This window comes from Paracoccus sp. S-4012 (genome assembly GCF_009674885.1).
Lineage (GTDB): Bacteria > Pseudomonadota > Alphaproteobacteria > Rhodobacterales > Rhodobacteraceae > Paracoccus.
On record NZ_WKKA01000003.1, the window covers coordinates 144,854 to 165,415 of the forward strand.

General features: G+C 70.2%; 18 protein-coding genes. 6 read left to right on the plus strand and 12 right to left on the minus strand.

Translation table 11 applies throughout. The annotated features are described in order from the left end of the window. The 7 genes from GI374_RS06100 to GI374_RS06130 form a co-directional block, all read right to left on the minus strand. Complete coding sequence (locus GI374_RS06100; protein ID WP_154336138.1) at positions 1-990, minus strand: 3-hydroxybutyryl-CoA dehydrogenase; 990 nt, start codon at positions 988-990, stop codon at positions 1-3. Beyond that, a complete protein-coding gene (locus tag GI374_RS06105) occupies positions 987-2,081 on the minus strand; it encodes an NAD/NADP-dependent octopine/nopaline dehydrogenase family protein (RefSeq protein ID WP_154336139.1) in 1,095 nt (364 codons plus the stop codon). The genes GI374_RS06100 and GI374_RS06105 overlap by 4 nt, the downstream gene beginning before the upstream one ends. Before the next feature lie 28 nt (positions 2,082-2,109). Next, the gene (locus tag GI374_RS06110) at positions 2,110-2,871 is read right to left on the minus strand and encodes an ABC transporter permease (protein ID WP_154336140.1); all 762 of its coding nucleotides are present in this window, start codon (positions 2,869-2,871) and stop codon (positions 2,110-2,112) included. Further along, positions 2,868-3,635 carry an ABC transporter permease gene (locus GI374_RS06115; RefSeq protein WP_154336141.1) on the minus strand — a complete coding sequence of 256 codons (768 nt, stop codon included), beginning with the start codon at positions 3,633-3,635 and terminating at the stop codon, positions 2,868-2,870. Before GI374_RS06115 ends, GI374_RS06110 begins: the two co-directional genes overlap by 4 nt. Beyond that, on the minus strand, positions 3,632-4,402 hold the full coding sequence (locus GI374_RS06120) for an ABC transporter ATP-binding protein (protein ID WP_154336142.1): 771 nt from the start codon (positions 4,400-4,402) through the stop codon (positions 3,632-3,634). The genes GI374_RS06115 and GI374_RS06120 overlap by 4 nt, the downstream gene beginning before the upstream one ends. A gap of 19 nt (positions 4,403-4,421) precedes the next feature. After that, positions 4,422-5,429 carry an ABC transporter substrate-binding protein gene (locus GI374_RS06125; RefSeq protein WP_154336143.1) on the minus strand — a complete coding sequence of 336 codons (1,008 nt, stop codon included), beginning with the start codon at positions 5,427-5,429 and terminating at the stop codon, positions 4,422-4,424. 250 nt (positions 5,430-5,679) lie between these two features. Then, entirely contained in the window at positions 5,680-7,293 is a 1,614-nt protein-coding gene (locus GI374_RS06130) for an acyl-CoA dehydrogenase family protein (RefSeq protein ID WP_154336144.1), read from the minus strand. A gap of 418 nt (positions 7,294-7,711) precedes the next feature. Between GI374_RS06130 and GI374_RS06135 the strand changes: the two genes are divergently transcribed. The 4 genes from GI374_RS06135 (at position 7,712) to GI374_RS06150 (ending at position 12,954) form a co-directional block, all read left to right on the plus strand. Then, a complete protein-coding gene (locus GI374_RS06135) occupies positions 7,712-8,938 on the plus strand; it encodes a glycine betaine/L-proline ABC transporter ATP-binding protein (protein WP_154336145.1) in 1,227 nt (408 codons plus the stop codon). Beyond that, a complete protein-coding gene (locus GI374_RS06140) occupies positions 8,922-9,854 on the plus strand; it encodes a proline/glycine betaine ABC transporter permease (RefSeq protein WP_154336146.1) in 933 nt (310 codons plus the stop codon). The genes GI374_RS06135 and GI374_RS06140 overlap by 17 nt, the downstream gene beginning before the upstream one ends. A 71-nt stretch (positions 9,855-9,925) precedes the next feature. Further along, positions 9,926-10,954: a glycine betaine/L-proline ABC transporter substrate-binding protein ProX gene (gene proX / locus GI374_RS06145; RefSeq protein ID WP_154336147.1), complete on the plus strand. Its 1,029-nt coding sequence runs from the start codon at positions 9,926-9,928 to the stop codon at positions 10,952-10,954. A 128-nt stretch (positions 10,955-11,082) separates the two neighbouring features. Continuing rightward, entirely contained in the window at positions 11,083-12,954 is a 1,872-nt protein-coding gene (locus GI374_RS06150) for an AAA family ATPase (protein ID WP_154336148.1), read from the plus strand. 10 nt (positions 12,955-12,964) lie between these two features. Here the strand turns inward: GI374_RS06150 and GI374_RS06155 are convergent, their stop codons facing one another. The 3 genes from GI374_RS06155 to GI374_RS06165 form a co-directional block, all read right to left on the minus strand. After that, positions 12,965-14,029, minus strand: coding sequence for a TAXI family TRAP transporter solute-binding subunit (locus tag GI374_RS06155; protein WP_154336149.1), 1,065 nt, complete (start codon positions 14,027-14,029; stop codon positions 12,965-12,967). 41 nt (positions 14,030-14,070) lie between these two features. After that, positions 14,071-16,281: a hypothetical protein gene (locus GI374_RS06160; protein WP_154336150.1), complete on the minus strand. Its 2,211-nt coding sequence runs from the start codon at positions 16,279-16,281 to the stop codon at positions 14,071-14,073. Between the two features lie 97 nt (positions 16,282-16,378). Then, positions 16,379-17,278 carry a LysR family transcriptional regulator gene (locus tag GI374_RS06165; RefSeq protein WP_154336151.1) on the minus strand — a complete coding sequence of 300 codons (900 nt, stop codon included), beginning with the start codon at positions 17,276-17,278 and terminating at the stop codon, positions 16,379-16,381. Positions 17,279-17,403: 125 nt separating this feature from the next. Between GI374_RS06165 and GI374_RS06170 the strand changes: the two genes are divergently transcribed. Further along, entirely contained in the window at positions 17,404-17,928 is a 525-nt protein-coding gene (locus tag GI374_RS06170; RefSeq protein WP_154336152.1) for a hypothetical protein, read from the plus strand. Positions 17,929-17,986: 58 nt separating this feature from the next. Here the strand turns inward: GI374_RS06170 and GI374_RS06175 are convergent, their stop codons facing one another. Both GI374_RS06175 and GI374_RS06180 read right to left on the minus strand, forming a co-directional pair. After that, positions 17,987-19,252, minus strand: coding sequence for a SulP family inorganic anion transporter (locus GI374_RS06175; protein WP_154336153.1), 1,266 nt, complete (start codon positions 19,250-19,252; stop codon positions 17,987-17,989). An 86-nt stretch (positions 19,253-19,338) separates the two neighbouring features. Next, positions 19,339-19,785 carry a universal stress protein gene (locus GI374_RS06180; protein ID WP_154336279.1) on the minus strand — a complete coding sequence of 149 codons (447 nt, stop codon included), beginning with the start codon at positions 19,783-19,785 and terminating at the stop codon, positions 19,339-19,341. Between the two features lie 387 nt (positions 19,786-20,172). Between GI374_RS06180 and GI374_RS06185 the strand changes: the two genes are divergently transcribed. Continuing rightward, positions 20,173-20,562: a response regulator transcription factor gene (locus tag GI374_RS06185; RefSeq protein WP_154336154.1), complete on the plus strand. Its 390-nt coding sequence runs from the start codon at positions 20,173-20,175 to the stop codon at positions 20,560-20,562.

The following is a 20,562-nucleotide window of genomic DNA, read 5'->3' on the forward strand; positions in this document are numbered from 1 at the left end:
CTAAACCACCGGCGGGCGGCCGAGGTCCAGCTCGCGCAGCCGCTCGACGAAGGCGCCGAGGCGGTGCTTGCGATAGGCGGGGATATCCATATCGGCATAGTCGAGGAAACCCGCCCCGGTCTTCAGGCCGATCCGGCCCTCGGCCATGTTCCGGCCAATCACGCCGGGGGCGGCGTAGCGGTCGTCCTCCATCGCCTCGACCAGATAGTTGCTGGCGTGATGCAGGATGTCGCCGCCGCCCCAGTCGATGAACTCCAGCAGGCCCAGCACCGAGAAGCGGAAGCCGAAGCCGTATTTCACCGCCTTCTCGATGTCCTCGACCGAGGCCACGCCCTCCTCGGCCAGCCGCGCCGCCTCGTTCATGGCGACGGTCTGCAAGCGCGGGACGATGTAGCCGGGCCGTGCGGCGCAGGTGACGGGCACCTTGCCGATGCCCTCGAGCAGCGCCGTGAGCCGGGCCGTGGTCTCGGGCGCGGTGGCGCGGCCGGGCGAGAGCTCGACCAGCGGCACGATGAAGGCCGGGTTCAGCCAATGGGCGTTCAGGAACCGCGAGGGATCGGCGACGGCGGGCGAGAGGTCGTCCACGAGGATCGTCGAGGTGGTCGAGGCGAGGATGGTCTGCGGGCCGCAGAGGGCCGAGGCCTCGGCGAGGGCCGCGCGCTTCAGCTCGGGGATTTCGGGGAAGCCCTCGAAGACGAAGCCCGCTCCCGCGAGGGCCGGGGCGGCCTCGGACTTCGGCAGGACGCGGATGCGCGCGGCGATGCGGTCGATGAGCGCCGGATCGTCGAAGAGGCCCAGCCCGTGCATCAGGCCCAGCGTCTCGCGGATTTCGGCCTGCGCCTCACCGGCGAGCTGGCCGAAGGCGCCGTCCTCGCGGTCCTTGAAGTCGAGCAACACGACGGGATGCCCCGCATAGGCGAAGACGATCGCGATGCCGCGACCCATGCGCCCGGCGCCGAGGGCGACGATGCTGTCGCGCGCGGGGCTCATGCCGGGAAGCCTTCGGTGAGGAACCGCTGCAACGCCGCGCGGTCCATGCCGTCGAGGTCCACGGCCGAGAGCGGCCGTCCCGTTTCCATGAAATCCTCGCCGCAGATCGCGCCGCCGATCGCCATCAGCCCCTCGGCCACCGGCACCGACACCCCCGCCAGCCGGGCGGCCGAGACCAGCAGCGACAGGCCCAGCTTCACGTCCTCCAGCATGTAGCGATGCTCGGTCAGCACGATCTTCTCGCGCCAGTCGCCGGAATCGGTCAGGTCGCCATGCGAGCCGCGGCCATACATCCACTCCTCGCCGTCATCGGCATAGTGGTCAGCCAGCGGGAAATGCGGGCCGCCATAGCGGAGCGCCTCGCGCACCGTGATGCGCTCGGCGTCGAGCGCGTCGGTGGTGCGGCGGACCGAGGGCTGGGTGCCCTCGTTGTGGATGTCCCATTCGGGGAAATGCTCGAGGGGGGCGGCGTTCATGATGATGAGCGGCGGATGGATGATCGGGCCCGCGTTCATCAGCGCGCCGGAGAGCGCGTCGCCGCAGGGCTCGATCACGCCGGGGAAGGCGCGGTCGAGGACGGCCACGGCCTGATCCTTCAGCGCGAGCGGGAAGATGCCCGTGGGCAGGCGGGTGGCGCGGGCGCTGACGACCATTTCGGCGAAGCCGTGCTTGCGCACGAGCCAGGGCAGGGTGCCGGATTCGGCGAAGGCGACGCCCTGGGCGGTTCCCGCGGCCTGCGCGGCGCGGGCGAAGATCAGCGTGCCGAGGGTGCCGGGCGGCAGGTGCACCACCTGGCCGGGGCGCAGATGCGGGGCCACGCGGGCGGCGATGTCGTCATGCGCGGGCGCCGGCACCGGGCAGAAGATCAGCGCCGCGCCGTCCATCGCCGCGGCGAGATCCGACGTCACCTCGGCCAGCTTCGCCTCGTGGCTGCCCTTGCCGTCGCGCACCCGCAGGACGTTGCCGCCCTCGCGGTGGCGCGCGACCTCCGCCTCGCCCCGGCGCCACAGCGCCACCTCGTGCCCGGCCAGTGCAAAATCCGCGGCAGCGGCCAGCGAGCCGTTGCCGCCGCCCAGAACGGCGATCTTCATGGAAGTCTCCCTTGTTGTGACAGGCCGATCACGCCTGCGGATAGCCTGACAGCAGCCGCCCCCGCCCCCAGGCGAAGGCACCGCCGAGCCCGAGCCCGAGGGCCGAGATCAGGACGATCGGCACGAACATGTCGAGCGTGCGGAAATTGCGCGCCGCGTCGATCAGCAGATAGCCGAGGCCCTCGGTCGAGGACATCATCTCGGCCAGGAACACCACGATGCAGCTGATGATCATGGCGATCCGCGCGCCGGTGAGGATCGAGGGCGCCGCCGCCGGCAGGATCACGAAAAGCAGCGATTGCCACGGCGAGGCCCCGGCCGAGCGCGCGACCCAGACCAGCTTCTCGTCCACGTTCCGCATCCCCTGATAGGCGGCGAGATAGACCGGGAAGGCCGCCTCGATCGCCACGAGCGCGATCTTGGAACTGTGGCCGAAGCCGAGGATCAGGATGATCGCAGGGTAGAGCGCGATCTTCGGCAGCGGCGCGAGGATGCGGACGAAGGCGTTGACCACCGTCTGGGTGGCGCGGCCGGAGATCGAGATCAGCGCCAGAACCAGCCCGACCGCGAGGCCGATGGCGAAGCCCGAGACGAGGCGGAACAGCGTCGTGCCGATATGCGACAGGAAGGCGTGGTCGCCCAGCGCGGTGGCGGTCCGCGCCGCCACGTCCCAGGGCGACGGCAGCAGCGCACGGGGCGCGACGTCGGCCGCTACCACCGCCGACCACAGCAGGATGAGGGCGAGGATCGGCAGGAGGCCGATCAGGTTCGAGACACGTCCCTGCGTCATCCGGCGGTCAGCTCGATATGGTCGCGGGTGTCGGCCCAGCGCAGGAAATACGTGCGGATGGCCTCGAAGGTCAGGTCGAGCAGATAGCCCATGGCCGCGATGATGATGATGGTGGCGAACATCCGGTCGTAGAGGGCCATGTCCATCGAGTTGAAGAGCAGGTTGCCGATCCCGTTCGAGCGGGCGACGATCTCGCTCACGACCATGGTGATGAGCGCGAGGATCAGTCCGGTGCGCAGCCCGATGAAGATCTCGGGCAGGGCGGCGGGCAGGATGATGCGGAAGAGGCGCGAGGTGCTGCCCATGCCCATGGCCGCCGCACTCCACACGACGGTGCTGCTGACGGATTTCGCGCCCTGCCAGGCGTGGTAGATGATCGGCAGGCTGGCGCCGAGGAAGATCACCAGGATCTTCGACGCGTCGCCGATGCCGAGCCAGATCATCAGGATCGGCATCAGCGCCGCCTTGGGGATCGGGTAGATCATCATGATGAGCGGGTTGAAGAGCTTGGCCGCGATCTCGCTGGTGCCCATCAGCAGCCCGAGCGCGATGCCGAAGACGGCGGCGATGCCGTAGCCGATGAACATGCGCCTGAGCGAGTGCATCACATCGGCAAAAGACGAGCGTTCCGAGAGCAACTCCGGCAGCGCGGCGAAGGCGGCGAAGGGGCTGGGCACGCCCGAAAGCCCGAGGCTGCGATGCGCCCATTCCCACATCGCGATCAGCGCCAGTCCGGCGAGGAACGGAGGCAGCGCGCGGCTCATGCGGCGGAGACCTCGAAGGCGTCGATCATGCCCTCGATCTGGGTGACGTATTCCTGATAGCGGCGGTTGAACATCAGCTCGGCGCGCTCGCGCGGGCGGTCCAGCTCGATCGTGATCTCGCGGGCGATCCGGCCGGGATGCGACGCCATCACAACGATCCGGTCGGAGAGATAGACCGCCTCCTCGACGCTGTGGGTGACGAACATCACCGTCTTGCGGTGATCCTCCCAGATCCGCAGCAGGTCGCGCTGCAGATGGGTGCGGACATGGGCGTCGAGCGCGCCGAAGGGCTCGTCCATCAGCAGGATCTGCGGGTCGTAGGCCAGCGTCCGGGCGATGGCGACGCGCTGCTTCATGCCGCCGGAGAGTTCCTTGGGGTAGAAGTTGGCATAGCCCTCGAGGCCCACCATCCGCAGCAGGCCGCGCGCGCGCGCCTCGGCCTCGACTTTCGACTTGCGCTGCAGCCTGAGGCCGTAGGCGACGTTCTGGAGGACGGTCTTCCACGCGAAGAGCGCGAATTCCTGGAAGACCGGGCCACGGTCGGGACCGGGCCCGGTCACGGGCTTGCCCTCGATGCGCACGCTGCCTTGGGAGGCGGCGATGAAGCCGCCGACGATGTAGAGCAGCGTGGACTTGCCGCATCCCGAGGGACCGATGATCGAGACGAACTCGCCCCGCTTCAGGTCGAGGTTGATGTCCGAAAGCGCGAGGTGATCCCGGCCTCCGGCGGTCCTGAACCGTTTCGAGAGGTTCTCGATCGCGATCATGGGATGCTCCGGCGAGGGGTTACTGCAGCGGCGCGACGATGGTCGGGTGCCGGAAGGTCTCGGCGTCGAGCGCGGAGGGGATCATCCCGGCCTCGTGATAGAGGTCGAGCATCGTCTGCAGCACCCCGAAGTCGAAGGCGGCGCCGGGGTTGCGCTCGAAATCCTGGCCCTCGACCATGTAGAAGCCCTCCAGCACCTCGACCGGGGCCTTGGTCACTTCCGAGGCGACGGCGATGGTCTGCTCGCGGTCGGCCAGCGCCATGTCCATCGCGCGGGTCAGGTCGCGGACGTAAAGCTCGGCCAGTTCGGGCTTCGCGTCCACGAAGGCCTTGCTGCAGACCTCGAAGATCTGGACGCTGGTGGGGGTGATGTCGTTGATCGTAAAGAGCGTGCGGATGCCGCCCGCCGCCTCGGCCTTGGCGGCGAAGGGCTGGTTCATCACCGCCGCATCGACACGCCCCGAGCGCAGCGCGTCCTCGGAGCCGGGGAAGCCCGTCTCGACCAGCTTGATGTCGGCCTTCGGGTCAAGCCCGGACTGCTGCAGGAACAGGAAAAGCTGCCCGTAAAGGCCCGAGCCGAGGACGTTGATGCCCACGGTCTTGCCCTTGAGGTCCGCGCCCTCGGTGATGTCGCTGTCCTCCATCACCGCCCAGTAGGGCGAGAAGCTGCCGGGCGCGGTGCCGAGATGCGAGGCGACGACGTAGCTTTCGAGGCCGCCCTGCAGGTTGCCGTTGGCCAGCGACAGCGCGCCTTGCGTCGAGCAGTCGAGCGCGCCGGCGATCATCGCCTGCACCATCGGCGCGGTGCCCTGGAACTGCACCCATTCGATGTTGTAGTCGCGGCCGATCGTGTCGAAGGCCTCGGGCCGCTGCATCATCCAGTATTTCGAATCCTCGCCGGGCATGGTCCAGCCGACGCGGATGGTGGGCACGTCCTGCGCCGCGGCGGGCGCGACCGCGGCGGCCATGGAAGCCAGCGCGAGGCCGATTGCGGCGCCCGTGCGGGCGAGCGTGGTGGTGAAGGTCATTGATGTTTTCCCTGTTGGCGGATGCTCAGCGGCATTGCTCGGTAGCGCGGGGCTGCGTATTCTTGTTCTTGGAGAGGTCGCCCATGGCCGGCCGCACTGCGTCCGCCTCGCGCATCCCGGCACGCCATTCGCCAGTCAACGGTCAGCCCTCCCCTGCATCTCCGCTGCTCTTCGCAACTACATGCGCGCATTTTCGAAAGCAAGGTGATTTTGCCAAAGCGGCGGGCCAAGTCCCGCGAAGCATCGAGGCTCACGTGGGCATGGCCCGCTCGATGATCGCAGGGGCGTCGATCCTTGCCTCGAAGGCGCCATAGGCGGAGCCGCGGGGTTCCAGCCGCAGGCGGCAGAAGGCTTCCGCCACCGGGCTTTCCCAGTCGAGCAGCACCGCCGCCTGCGCGGCGAGAGCCAACCGCTCGACCAGAAGCCTGGCGCCCGCCTCGGAGGGGCTGAAATCCAGCCCGTCGAGCCAGCGGTCATAGGCGCCGTCGCGGCCGCGCTGCCGCGCCAGAAAGCCCCGCAGGGCCTCCACCCCCTCCGGCTCGCGCCCGAGCGCGCGCAGCAGGTCGAGCGCGATGACGTTCCCCGACCCCTCCCAGATCGCATTCAGCGGCGACTGGCGGAAGAGGCGCGGCATGGGGCTGGTCTCGACGTAGCCCGCGCCGCCGTGACACTCCATCGCCTCACAGACATGAGCGGGGGCGCGCTTGCAGACCCAGTATTTCGCGATCGGCGTCAGCAGCCGGGCGAGCGGGTCGTCGTCGTCGAAGGCCTGCGCAAGCCGCAACGCAATCGCGGTCGCGGCCTCGCTCTCGACCGCCAGATCGGCCAGCACTGCTTCCATCAGGGGCTGGTCGATCAGCCGCCGCTGGAACGCGCTCCGATGCGCGCTGTGCCACAGCGCCTGCGCCAGACCCGCGCGCATCTGCCCCGCCGAGCCGAGCACGCAGTCGAGGCGCGTCTGGCTCACCATGCGGATGATCGTGGCGACCCCGCGCCCCTCCTCGCCGACCCGCTGCGCGAGCGCGCCGTGGTATTCGACCTCCGACGAGGCGTTCGAGCGGTCGCCCAGCTTGTCCTTGAGCCGCATCACCCGGAAGCCGGCGTTACGGGTGCCATCCGGCAGCCAGCGGGGCAGCAGGAAGCAGGTGAGGCCGCCCTCGGCCCAGGCGAGCGACAGGAAGGCGTCGCACATGGGGGCCGAGCAGAACCACTTGTGCCCGGTCAGCCGATACCAGCCCCCGCCTGCGGGTTCCGCCCGCGTCGTGTTGGCGCGCACGTCCGAGCCGCCCTGCTTCTCGGTCATCGCCATGCCGATGTTGACGCCCGCCTTTTCCGGCGCGGGCCGCGAGGCCGGGTCGTAGCGCCCGGCGAGGATGCGGGGCACCCATTCCTCGGCCACCGCCGGCTCGACCCGCAGTGCGGGGACGGCGGCGGCGGTCATGGTCATGGGGCAGGTGGTGCCGGAATCGGGCTGCGTGGTCAGGAACAGGATCGCGGCATGGGCGACATGGCCCGCAGGCGTGCCGTCCCAGGCGGCGGAGGCAAAGCCGCTCTCGAGGCTGAGGCGCATCAGCTCGTGATAGGCGGGGTGGAAGCGGACCTCGTCGATGCGGTGGCCGTAGCGGTCGAAGCTCTCGAGGACCGGCGGATTGCGGTTGGCCTCGAAGCCCCATTGCGTGACCTCGGCCGAGCCGGTGCGCGCGCCGAGGGCGGTAAGGCGCGCGGCATGCGCCGCGCCGCCCGCCGCAAGCACCGCGTCCCGCAGCGCGCGGTCGCTGGAGAACAGGTTCACGTCCTCGAAGGGCGGCGGCTGGTTCAGGACCTCATGCGTGTCGAGGGCGGCGATGGGCCGGAGGGTTGACATGCGCGGCGCCTTTCTTCTGGCTGGGCAAAGTCTAGCACGGGACCGGGTTCCAGGGCTTTTTTCGCCGCGACCAGATGCCGTTCCGTCGCGGCACGCCGCCGTCGCCAGCACGGCCGCCACGGCCTGTCACTGCTGGCGAAACCGGCCGTGGCGGGTCCCCCTTCTGCGGCGACGAGCCATGCCGAGCCAGCCCCCCGAGCCGGGCGCGAATCGGCGATTCTTCTTGCAAGTGGTTGTTTATGGCTGTCCGGTCGCCTATTTGTGACCGCAACCGCTGGCCCCGGACGCGCCTCCCTGATGCGTCCTGCCCAAGTCCGATCGAACCGATCCTCGGGTAATGCCCCCCTTCGGGGTGGGGCCTTCATTCATGCGTTGCCGGCGCCGCCGGTGTGCCATCAGGGTATGAAGACGGAGTCCCATGCAACCCAAATTGGCGGTCAGCCAAGTCTACAAGGTATTCGGGGATGCTGCCCCGGCGGCGCTGGACCTCCTGCGCCGGGGCCGGAGCAAGCAGGAAATCCTCGCCGAGACCGGCGCCACGGTGGGCGTCCGGGATGCCTCCTTCGACGTCCAGGAGGGTGAGATCTTCGTCGTCATGGGCCTCTCCGGCTCGGGCAAGTCCACCCTCGTGCGGATGCTGAACGGGCTGATCCCGCCGACCTCGGGGCAGATCCTCATCGACGGCGAGGACATCGCGCGGGCCGACGCGGCCAGGCTGAGGCGCATCCGGCGCGAGAAGATCTCGATGATCTTCCAGCATTTCGCGCTTTTTCCGCACTGGACCGTGGCCGAGAACGTCGCCTACGGCCTCAAGATCACCGGCGTGCCGCACGATGAGCGTCGTGCCCGTGCTCTCGACGTGCTCGAGCAGGTGGGCCTTGCCGCCTGGGCCGACAGCCTGCCCTCGGACCTCTCGGGCGGAATGCAGCAGCGCGTGGGCCTTGCCCGCGGGCTTGCCGCCGAGCCAGACATCCTGCTGATGGACGAGCCTTTCGGCGCCCTCGACCCGCTGATCCGGCGCGAGATGCAGATGGAGCTTCTGACGCTCCAGCGGACGCTGAAGAAGACCATCGTCTTCATCACCCACGACCTGAACGAGGCGCTGATGCTCGGCTCGCGCATCGCCATCATGAAGGACGGCCAGATCGTCCAGATCGGCACCGCGCAGGAGATCGTGACCGCGCCGGCCGACGACTATGTGGCCGCCTTCGTGGCCGACATCGACCGCGGCCGCGTCTTCACCGCCGACGACGTGTCGAGCGATGCCACGACGATCCAGCTGCGCCAGACCAGCGTGCGCGACGCGCTGCGGATGATGGAGCGGGGCGGGGCCAACGCCCTCTATGTCCTCGACGGCGATCGCGTGGCCGGGGTCGTGACCTATCGCGACCTCGCGGCTTCCGAAATGGACACGGCGATCACCGCCTCGTTGCAGGGCTCGCTGATCACGGACTTCCCGACCGCCGACACCACGACGTGCCTCAGCGACCTCTACAGCGACGCGGGCTCCGGCCTGCCCATCGCCGTGACCGACGAGCGCGACCGGCTGCTCGCCGTGGTCGAGCCGGCCGACGTGCTGGCGCATCTCTCGGGCGACGCCACTCCGCAAGAACAACAGGAGCAGACCTATGCTCAGCCCCGCTGACCTCGCGACACTGCCCTTCGACGACTGGGTGAACACCTTCGTGCGCGGCTGGCTGGTGCCGAACTTCCGGCCGTTCTTCCGCGCGACGCAGGTGCCGATCAGCGCCGTGCTGGACTGGCTCGATACGCTGTTCCGCTGGCTGCCGATGCTGGTGACGACGGCGCTGTTCGCGCTCGCCTCGTGGAAATGGGCCGGGCGCGGCATGGCGATCTTCACCGTGCTCGGCTTCGCCTTCATCGACATGATCGGCCTCTGGCCCGAGACCATGACGACGCTGGCGATGGTCGTGACGGCGGTCCTCTTCTGCGCCGTGATCGGCATCCCGGCGGGCATCGTGTCGGCGCGGTCGAACCTCTTCTGGCGCATCCTGCGCCCGGTCCTGGACGTGATGCAGACGATCCCGTCCTTCGTCTATCTGGTGCCGATCGTCATGCTCTTCGGCGTCGGCATGGCGCCGGGCATCATCGCCACCATCGTCTTCGCGCTGCCGCCGATCGTGCGGCTGACGAATCTCGGCATCCGCAACGTCCGCGGCGACCTGATCGAGGCGGCGGAGGCTTTCGGCTCGACCGGCTGGCAGATGCTGTGGGACCTGCAGCTGCCGCTGGCGATGCGCACGATCATGGCCGGGCTGAACCAGACGCTGATGCTGGCGATGTCGATGGTCGTGATCTCGGCGCTGATCGGCGCGGGCGGGCTCGGCCTGATCGTGAACACCGGCCTCGGACGCCTCGACGTGGGCGGCGCTACGGCGGGCGGCGTGGGGATCGTGATCCTTGCCATCGTGCTCGACCGCATCACGCAGGGGTTGGCCGAGCAGAACAATGTCAGCCGCATGTCGCTGCGGCAGACCCTTTCCAACGTCTTCCGGCTGCGCGGTACCGCCGCCCTGGCCGGGGTCGAGAAGGCAGGCTGAACCTGCCCGCTTCGCATGGCGGGCCGCGCGCGGCCCGTCCATCCGCATTGCAAGACGAAAAGGAGACCCGGATGAAACCCCGTCTCGACAAGACCCTTACCGCCCTGGCCACCATCGCCATCATGGCGGGCGTGGCGCCGGCACTGGCGCAGGACGCGCAGCCCGGCGAGGGCACCTCCGTCACGCTGGCGCAGCCCACCTGGGATACCGGCTGGTTCCAGACCGAGATCTTCCGCCAGATGCTGCAGGAACTCGGCTACGAGGTCGGCGCGCCCATGACGCTCGACAACCCGGCCTTCTACCAGTCGGTCGGCTTCGGCGATGTCGATCTCTGGGTCGATGGCTGGTTTCCGATCCACGATCCCTACCGCCAGGCCTTCGAGGGCTCGGCCGAGATCGTCGACAACTTCACCACCGGCGGCGCGCTCGAGGGCTATCTCGTGGACAAGGCCACCGCCGAGTCGATGGGCATCACGTCGCTCGAGGATTTCAAGCGCGACGACGTGAAGGAGGCTTTCGACCGCGACGGCGATGGCCGTGCCGACATGGTCGCCTGCCCGCCCGGCTGGGGCTGCGAGACGGTGATCGAGCATCACCTCGACGCCTATGACCTGCGCGACCATGTGAACCCGGTGAAGGCCGGCTATCCCGCCGCGATGGCCGACGCCGTCGCCGCCTACGAGTCGGGCGAGCCGATCCTGTTCTACACCTGGACGCCGAACTGGACCGTGAACGAACTCGTGCCCGGCGAGGACGTGGTCTGGATCGAGGTGCCGGAGGTCAGCCTGCCGGAGGAGATCGCCTCGCTCGCCGATGCCGCCACACGCGAGGGCGTCGAGGGCTGCGTGAACGATCCCTGCCGCCTCGGCTTCCCGGCCAACAGCATCGTCTCGGTCGCCAACAGCGCGTTCCTCGAGCAGAACCCGGCCGTGCGCGTGCTGCTGGAAGCGGCCGAGGTCGAACTGACCGACGTCTATGCCCAGAACGCGCGGATGAACGCGGGCGACTCGGATGTCGAGGCACATGCGGCCGAGTGGATCGCCGAGAACCGGGCGGCCGTGGACGGCTGGCTCGACGCGGCCCGCAGCTCGGCGCTGTAAGACAAGGGCTATGGGTTGACGAGGGCGGCGGGGCAACCTGCCGCCCTTTTTCATCCTGTGATGGGAACGCGGCCTCCTGCACGGCGTCGCTTGCGCGCGCAGGGTCGCGCAGGCAAACATTTGCCGTCATGTCCGTGGTCTATCTCGATCACTTCAGCCTCAGCCGGTCCCCCTTCGGGAGCGCGCCAGAGCCGGCCCTGTTCCACAACGCTTCGGGCCATCAGCAGGCCCTCGACTGGATCGAGAGCCGGGTCGCCGCGCGTGCGCCGGTCCTCGTGCTGACGGGCGAGGAGGGCATCGGCAAGACCACGCTTCTGCGGCTCCTGCGGGAGCGGCGCGAGGGTGCGTGGGCCATCGCGCTCGTCTCGGCCTTCCGCGCGCACCCCGGCCGCGTCCTCGTGGAGGCGCGCGACCTCTTCGGCCTTTCGGGCGAGCGGGACGGCCCGGCCCTCGCCGCCGACCAGATCCGCCGCTTTGCCGCAGACCGGCAGGCGCAGGGCGGTTTCGTCCTGCTGATGGTGGATGACGCGCAGGCGCTCGGGGTCGAGGGACTCGCGGCGCTGCAGGCGCTCGCCCTCGACAGCCGTGCGGGCGGCGCGTTGACGCTGCTGCTGGCGGGGCGGCCGGAACTGCGCGGGCTGCTGAACGCGCCGGAACTGCAGCAGCTGCAGACGGCGCAGAACGCCCACGCGGTGCTGCCGCCGCTCGGCAGCGCCGAGACCGCCGCGTATGTCGCCCACCGGCTGGAGCGGGCGGGCGCGCGCGAGCCGATCTTCGATCCCGGCGCGATGCAGGTGCTGCATTACTTCGGCCTCGGCGTCCCACGGCTGATCAACATCATGGCGCGCTACTGCCTGATGACCGCGGCGGCGGAAGGGGTGACGGAGCTGGATGGTCCCTGGGTCGGCGCGGCGCTGCACGAGGCGAGCGCGGCAGGCGTGCTGAGCCAGCTCGAGGAGCTGGCTGCTGCGGAGGGGTTGGCGCAGGCCGCGCCCGAGCCGGCGACGGCGGCCACGGTCTCGGCAGCACCGCCGGAGGATGCGCCGCTGACCGGCGGGGGCGCGGCGGTTTCTGAAGCCAAAGCGGCGGAGCCGCGCCGAGAGCCGCCGACTGGCCGGCCTGCCGGCGAACGCGCCCATCGCCCGGTGCTGAGGTCTGACGCGCTGCGCGGCGCGACCCGTGCGGATGCCGTGCCGCCCGGCGCTGCCGCGGCGTCGGTCCATGGATCGGTCGCCAAGTCCCGTCCGCAGGCGCCGCCCCCGCGCCGCCGCGTCGGACTGGGGCTGTCGGCCGCGGTGGCCATCCTGGTCCTCGGCACCGGTTTCGCCTGGCTTCAGGGGCGTCACACCGAGACGCCTTCGCCTGGCCAAGCCACGAAACCGGCGGCGACCCTCGCCGCGCCGGGCCGGACGGCCCTGCGGCCGCCGGACCAGCGGCCCGCTCCGCTCCCGTCCCCCGTCGCCGTCACCCCCGAGCCCGACGTTGCCGCCCTGATGCAGCGCGCCCTCGCGGTCGAGGCCACCGACCCCGCCGAAGCGGCCCTCGCCTATGCCCGCGCCGCGCTCCGCGGACGGGCGCGGGCGGCCTGGTATCTCGGCCAGATGCACGAGACCGGGTCCGGCCTCGCGCCCGCGCCGCTCATGGCCCGGCTATGGTATGCCGCCGCCGCCGACCTGCCGTCTGCGCAGCAGCGGCTGCAGGCCCTGTCGGCCGCCGATGGGACCACCGGAACGCCGCGCGCCGCCATTCCGGTCTTTCACGCCCGGCTGGACAGCGGCGGCAGCGAGATGATCTGGCACCAACCGCAAGGCGCCACCCCCGCGCGCTTCCGCGTCGAACTGACCGGCCCCGCGGGCGAGCCGCTTCCGGCGATGGAGACGGCGGTGCCGGGGCTGATCGTCCGGTTCCCGGTCGGCGCGTGGCGTGTGACCGCGATCGGCCCCGACGGCTCGGAGAGCGAGCCCTCGGCCTTGGCGCGGATGCTTCCGGCGGACGACTGACGGCCCCGGATCAGCAGCCGATGGTCGCGCAGATATATTGCCTGTAGGCGCGGTTCGCCTCGCTCTCGCCTGTCGCGTCCTCGGAGGCGGCGGGCGCCGGGCTGGCGATCGGCGTCGCGCATTGCAGCTGGTAGTCGGGCTGGATCCCCTGGTTGACGCAGTCGCCGATGTCCCAGCCCGGCGGAATGTCCTGCAGATCGACATTCTTCCACTTGGGATGCCCGGTTTCCTGCAACTGCGGCAGCCGCGTCAGCATCAGGTTCGAGAGGTCGGACACCGCCTTGCAGCTCTGCCGGTGATAGCTGTTGCCGCCGAGGTCGTAGTCATAAGTCATCAGCAGCGCCTTGACGGCGATGCCCTCGACCGGCTCGGGCTGGAACGGATAGGTGTTCGCGGGGATGGTCGCCGTGTCGTAGACGCTTCGCAGCGTGTCATCCACGATCGGCACCAGATGGAACCGCTCGCCGTCGATGTCGCCCTCGGCAAAAAGTGCGGTCGGCGCGCCCGCGACATAGAAGAAGGCGTCGATCTCGCCGGCCTTCAGCGCCGGCAGCGCGTCGATCTGCGAGATCAGGCGGCGCTCGGCCGGCTCGGTTCCGGTCAGGTCGAGGACCAGCGAGGCGGTCAGGTAGGTGCCGCTGTTCTCGACCCCGATCGCCACGCGCTTGCCGGCGAGGTCGGCGAGGCTGTCGATGTCCGATGTGGCGAGGAGATGGACCTCCTCGTCATAGAGGGGAAAGGCGATCCGCACGCCGAAGATCGCCCGCGCCACATCGGGATCGTCGGCGGAATAGGTGCGCAGGTATTCCAGCACGTCGCTCTGCACGATGCCGAACTGGGTGTTGCGGCGCGTGCGGACGGCCATGAAGTTCTCGAGCGAGCCCGCCGATTCGACCACCTCCAGCGTCTGGCCGCATTCGGCCATCAGCCCGGCCAGATCGCGGCCGATCTGGATATAGGTGCCGGTCGCGCCGCCGGTCATCACCGCCTTGTCGAAATCCTGCGCGGCGGCAGGACCCGCCGCGAGTGCCAGCAGCGCGCCCAGCGCCGCGCCGAGCCAGCTTGTCCTGCGCATCATTCGCTCCCTTTCGCTTTCGGCTCCGCGAGCCGGAGATGTCAGTTGCAGGGGCCGAGCTCCACGACCAGCGCGAGCAGGCTCTGGCGGTTGATCTGGCCATAGGCCGCGCGCAGGGCCTCTGGCGCACATTCCCCTTCGGTCAGGCGGCGCTGCAACTCGGCCCGTTCGGGGCCGGTGCCGAGCGCGGGTGCGCTTGCAAGCGCGGCCTCGATCTGCTGCGCCGTCCATCGTCCCGGCGGCGTCTCGGCGGCAGGCGCGGCGGCGACCGGCTGCCCGGCCGGGGCGGGCGCAAGCTCCTGCTTCTGGGCGGTCAGCCCGGCGATTTCCTGCTCGAGCGCGCCGCGCGACGCCGCCATCTGCTGCAGCTGCGCCTCGGCCTCGGCCAAGGCCGCCTGCGTGGTCGCAAGGCGATCCTGCGCCGCGGTGGAAGCCTGCACCGCCTCGTCGCGGCGGCGCTCGGCCTCCTCGGCCGCCGCCGTCGCGGCCGTCTCCCGGGTCGTCGCTTCCTCCAGCCCTTGCCGCAGATCGGCCTCGGCCTGCTGGGTCTGGCTCAACGCCGCCTCCGCCTCGCTCCGGCGCTCGTCGAGGGCGGCGATCTCGTCCTCGGCCGCGTCCCGCTGCGCGGCGAGGTCGGCCGTCTGCTGCTGCGTCCGGTTCAGGGCGGCCTCGGCCTCGACACGGCGGGCGTCGAGGGCTGCGAGCGCCTCCTCCGCCGCGCCGTGCTGCGCCGTCAGATCGGCGGCCTGCTGCTGCGTGGCGCCTAGCGTTTCCCGAAGCGCCGCGATCTGCTGCTCCAGTTCGCCGCGCTGCTGCCCGAGGTCGGCGAGCCGCGCCTCGGAGTCGGCCGTCTGCTGCCGCATCTCGGCAAGCTGCGCCTCCGCATCGGCCAGCGCGGCCTCCTCCTCGCCCCGGCGCGCCTCGGCTTCACGCTGCGCGGTGAGTTCCTGCTGCACGGCCTCCAATTGCGAGGCGAGCCCGTCGCGGGCCGCCTCGGCCTCCTGCCGCGCGGCCTTGGCTTCCGCCAGCCGGGCCTGCGCGTCGGCGAGCGCGGCCGGATCTTCGCCCGCGTTGGCCTCGGATTCGCGCAGTGCGGTGAGTTCCTGCTGGACCGCTTCCAGCTGTGCGGCGAGGTCGGCGCGCCCGGCTTCAGCCGCCAGCCGCGCGGTGTCCGCTTCGGCGAGCCGCGCTTCCGCATCGGCCAGTGCCGCCTGATCCTCGCCCGCCGTTGCCTCCGCCTCGCGCGACGCGGTGAGTTCCTGCTGGACCGTCTCCAGTTGCGAGGCCAGATCGGCGCGCGCCGTCTCGGCCTCCTGTCGCGCCGTGTCGGCTTCGGCGAGACGCGCCTCCGCATCGGCCAGTGCCGCCTGATCTTCGCTTGCCGTTGCCTGAGCCTCGCGCAGCCCGGCGAGTTCCTGCTGGACCGTCTCCAGTTGCGAGGCCAGACCGGCGCGCGCCGTCTCGGCCTCCTGCCGCGCGGTGTCGGCTTCGGCGAGACGCGCCTCCGCATCGGCCAGCGCCGCCTCATTCTCCTTCGCGCCGCTATCGCGCAGTGCGGCCAGTTCCTGCTCCATCGCCTCCACCCGCGAGGTCAGCGCGGCCTTCTCGGCCTCCGACTCCTTCAGCGCGGCATCCGCTTCGGCGAGCCGCGCGTTCAGGGCCTCCAGTTCCTCTCCCGCAGCCGCCGGTGCCCCGGCGCGCGCCGCCGTCGCGCCCTCTTCGGCGCTGCCGAGCGCGTCCTCGCGTGCGGCAAGGGCCGCCTGCGCCGTCGCGAGCCATTGCTCCGCCGATGCCGCGTCGGCACGCGCGCTTTCCAGTTGCACGGCCAGTTCCTGCGCGTGGGCCTCGGCGGCCTGCCGCTGCTCGGCAGTGGCTGCGGGGGAAGCCGCGGTCGCCTGCGCGGCCCGCAGCTCCTCGGTCCGCTGGCTCAGCATCTGGTTGATGGAGGCCGCCCATTCCTCTGCCGCGCGAGCTTCGGCCCTCGCTGCATCCAGCTCATCGGAGAGGGCTGCGAGCCGCGCTTCCGTTTCGCCGGCGGGTTCGGCCTGGGCCTGTCCCGCCGCCAGCTCGGCCCGCATGGCGTCGATCTGGCTGCGCAAGCTGGCGGCCTCGTCCTCCATCAGGACGATGATCTCGCGCAATGCGGCGGCCTGTTCCTGGGTCGGCAAGTCTTCCGGGGCACCGCTGCCCTGCGCGAGAGCGGCGCCTGCCATCACGGCCCATAATCCACTTGCGGCAAGAAATCTGTTCATCTGCCACCCCGCTTGCCGTCATCAAGCGCAACGCCCCCCATAGCTGTCAAGCGTGACCGTCATGCGGGCGAAAATCGCCGCGGAGGCTCGCCCCGGATCAGAGCGGCCGCGTCTCGCGCACATGGGCCTCGAAGAAGTCCGAGAAGGTCGCGACCCGCAGCGGCAGCCGCTCGTAGGGCGGATAGTAGAGCGTCAGCCAGATTTCCGGCACCGACCAGCCGGGCAGCACCTCCGCCAGCCGGCCCGCGGCAAGGTCCTCCGCCACGATGAAGCGCGGCAGCAGCGCGATACCCTCGCCGTTCAGCGCCAGTTGCGCCAGCAGGTCGCCATTGTCGGCGCTGAAGGGGCCCTCGGCCTTGTGGCTCCGGCGGCTGGCGCCGTTCGACAACTCCCATGTCTCGGTGGCGGCGCCCGAGCGGTAGCCGAGGCAGGCATGGCCGGCGAGGTCGCCCGGTGTCCGGGGCGTGCCGCGCGCGGCCAGATAGCCGGGCGCCGCGACGAGGAGGCGGTGCACGCGGCAGATCTTGCGCCAGATGGTGGACTTGTCAGAGGGCGGGCCGGAGATGCGGATGGCGAGGTCGTAGTCGTCCTCGACGATATCCACGAAGTTGTCGTCCAGGTTCAGCGCCACATGCGTCTGCGGGTAGAGCGCGGCGAATTGCGACAGCACCGCCGGCAGCACCCGCACCGCGAGCGATGTCGGCACGCTGATCCGCAGCAGGCCCGAGGTGATGCCCTGTGCCTCGCGCGTCTCCTCGGCCGCCTCCGAGAGGCCCTCCGACAGCGGCGCCACCCGCGCGGCGTAGACCGCCCCGGCCGAGGTCAGCGAGACCTGGCGCGTGGTGCGGATCAGGAGCTGCACGCCAAGCTGGGCCTCGAGCGCGGCAATGGTGCGGGTGACGGAAGGTGGCGTGAGGCCGAGTTGCCGGGCGGCGGCCGCGAAGCTCTGCTGCTCGACCACGGCGAGGAAGACGCGGATGGATTCGAGTTCGCCCATGCTGTCACCGTTACCTCCTATGCAACGATGAATGCCGGATTATGGACGTTCAAGCAACAGGTGAGAGGGCCTATCTCCTTGGGCATAGCGAAACACCCACACCCCAAGGGGAAGAGGAGACCACCATGTTCAAGCATATCAGCATCCTGTCCGCCGCCGCCGCCTTGCTCGCCACGCCGCTCGCGGCGCAGACCGTCTCGCCCGGCCACGACATGATCGCGCGGATCAACGGCGTCGATGCGAGCGCCTATACGCTCAACGAGCTCGCGCAGATCGAGGCCGAGAAGGGTGCCGGGGCGCCGGGCGAGCGCGCCGCCTTCATCGCTGCGCAGAAGCAGGCACCGGCCGCCAGAGCCGGGACGGCGCTGCAACTGCTGGGCGGGGCCGCGCATGGCTTCACGGCCAATGAATGGGCCCAGATCCAGGATGAGGACAGCGACTCCGACCGTCGGGACCGCGCGCGCTTCATCCTCGAGCAGCGTTCGGTCGGGACCCAGGCGCAGCCGGGCGCCGACGCCGTCGCCCGCCGGCTCGGCGTCGAGGGCCTGGGCTTCACGGCCAACGAACTGGCCCAGATCGACGACGAGGACAGCGCCGGCGCCCGCCGCGACCGCGCGCGCTTCATCCTCGAGCAGAAGGCCGACAGCTGAGCCGCAGACCGGGACGCGCGCAGCCCGCGCGCCCCGAAGCTATGGACGGCGCCGCTCCTCACCGCTGGGGCGGCGTCCAGTCGCTGCGCACATCGCGGCGCCCGAGCCGCAGCGCCAGCCCCACGATCACGCCCACGCCGATCGCCACCGTCAGGTCCGCCAGCACGGTGAGCAGCATCGTCATCACCAGCAGCACCCGGTCCCCGGTGCGGGTCCGCATCCAGCCGCGCCACTTCGCCGGCTCGCTCATGTTCCAGGCGGTCAGCACCAGCACTCCGGCCAGCGCCGGCATCGCCAGTTGCCCGGCCAGCGGTCCCCCGAACATCATCACCGCCAGCACCGCGAGCGCATGGAAGATCCCCGCCATCGGCGTCCTCGCCCCGGCGCGCACATTCGTTGCCGTCCGCGCGATCGCCCCAGTCGCGGGCAGCCCGCCGAACAGCGCCGAGCCGATATTCGCGCAGCCCTGCGCCAGCACCTCGGCATTCGGCCGGTGCCGCCCGTCGATCATGCGGTCCGCCACCAGTGCCGAGAGGAGCGATTCGATCCCGGCGAGGAAGGCGATGACGAGCGCCGAGGGCAGCAATTCGCGCAGGCGCGCATAGCTCATCTCGGGCAGCGCCGGCATCGGCAGGCGGTCGGGCAGGGCGCCGAAGCGGCTCTCGATCGTGTCCACCGGCAGGCCGAGGATCACCGCCGCGGCCGAGGTCAGCCCCACGGCCACGATCAGCCCGGGCAGGCGCGGGAAGGCCCGGCGCAGCGCCACGATCAGCGCGATGGTGACGACGCCGACCCCGAAGCTCGCGGGCGAGACGGTCGCGCGCGCCTCCCAGAGCGCGCCGATCTTGGGGATGAACTCCGCCGGGACCGGGCCGGCGGGGTGCAGTCCCATCAGGTCGCCCAGCTGGCTTGCGGCGATGATGATCGCGATGCCGACGGTGAAGCCGTTGATGACCGGCTCGGGGACGTATTCGATCAGCCCGCCCGCGCGCATCAGCCCGGCGATGATGAGGATCACGCCCGCCATCAGCGTGGCGAGGATCAGCCCGTCCTGCCCGTAGGTGGCGACCACGCCCGCCACCACGACGATGAAGGCCCCGGTCGGCCCGCCCACCTGCACCCGGCTGCCGCCAAGAGCCGAGATCAGGAACCCCGCCACCGCCGCCGTGACCAGCCCCGCGCCCGGCGGCACCCCCGAGGCGATGGCGATCGCGAGGCTCAGCGGCACCGCCACCATGGCGACGGTCAGCCCGGCGAAGAGGTCGGCCGTGAACTGCTGCCGGTCATAGGTTCTGAGCGTGGTCAGGAGCTTGGGGGTGAGCATGGCGCGATGAGCCTACGCCTCGGCGCGTCGGAGGGGTAGGGTCAGCGCCTGCATTGCCCGGCCGTCGCCGACGAGTTGCCAAAGTCCTAGCGGACAACCAGCACCGGAACGGTCGTGGTGGTCACGACCTCGGCGGTCTGGCTTCCGAGAAGCAGCCGCCGCGCCCCGCGGCGGCCATGCGAGGACATCACGATGAGATCGCAGTTCTGCAGTTTCGCAAAACGGACGATCGCTTCCGCGGGGGAATCGTCAATCTCGTGCATGAAGGTGACCGAGGCGCCATGCGTGGCCGCCCGCTGTTCGATGGCGGCGAAGCGTTCCTTCATCCGGTCATCGATCTGCTGGTCATAGCGCACCGAAGGATCCTTGATCCCGGCGCCCCGTGCCGAGCGGGCAGCCTCGGCAGAGAGCGGCTCGGAGACCGTGAGAACCGTGGCGCGCGCGCCAAGGGCGCTGGCGAGCTTGAGGCCATGTTCGATGCCCTTGTCGGCAAGCTCGGACCCGTCGGTCGTGATCAGGATATGCTCGTACATCATGTCTTCCTTTGCGAGAATCCAAGCCGGGCGGGGCGGCGAAAGAAACGCGACATGCTGCCCCAACCGGGGATTTCGGAGCCGCTGCCATTGCTGGTCCGGGATCATCAATTCGAGGCGGCCCCTGTCAAGGGTGCAGGCGTCTGATCTTGCTCCGGTGACAAGGTGATCGCGGACAATTTGCCAGAATGCCGTCCGAATCCGGGCCAGCCCATTATCTCACGCCAAACGGTTCCTCCCGATTGCTGCGATGGGGTCCGCCGAGCGCAACAGGGTCCCGTATGAGCGCCTTCCCCGGCCGCCCGTCAAATGCTCGATACATGCAACTTGCCGCATCCGCAGCGACTACCTAGCATGCCCGTTGCGGGACGCGCGCGGGGGGTCGTCATGCCGGATATCCTGATTGCCGAGGACGAGCCGACCATCATGGAAACCCTCAAGTTCCTGCTGGAACTGGAGGGGTGGAGCGTGTGCGGCGTGACGACCGGCGATGCGGTGCTTCGCGAGATGCGGCGGCGGCCGCCGGGGATGGTCATCCTGGACGTGATGCTGCCGGGGATGAGCGGCCTCGACGTGCTGGGGAAGCTGCGCGCCGATCCCGATCACGCCCGCGTCCCGGTCCTGATCCTGACCGCGCGCGGGCAGAGCCATGATCGTCAGCTGGCGATGGACCTGAAGGCCGACGGCTTCGTGACCAAGCCGTTCGCCAATGACGACGTCGTGTCCGAGGTGCGGCGGCTGCTCGCCTCGCAGCCGATCGGCACCATGGAACGCTGA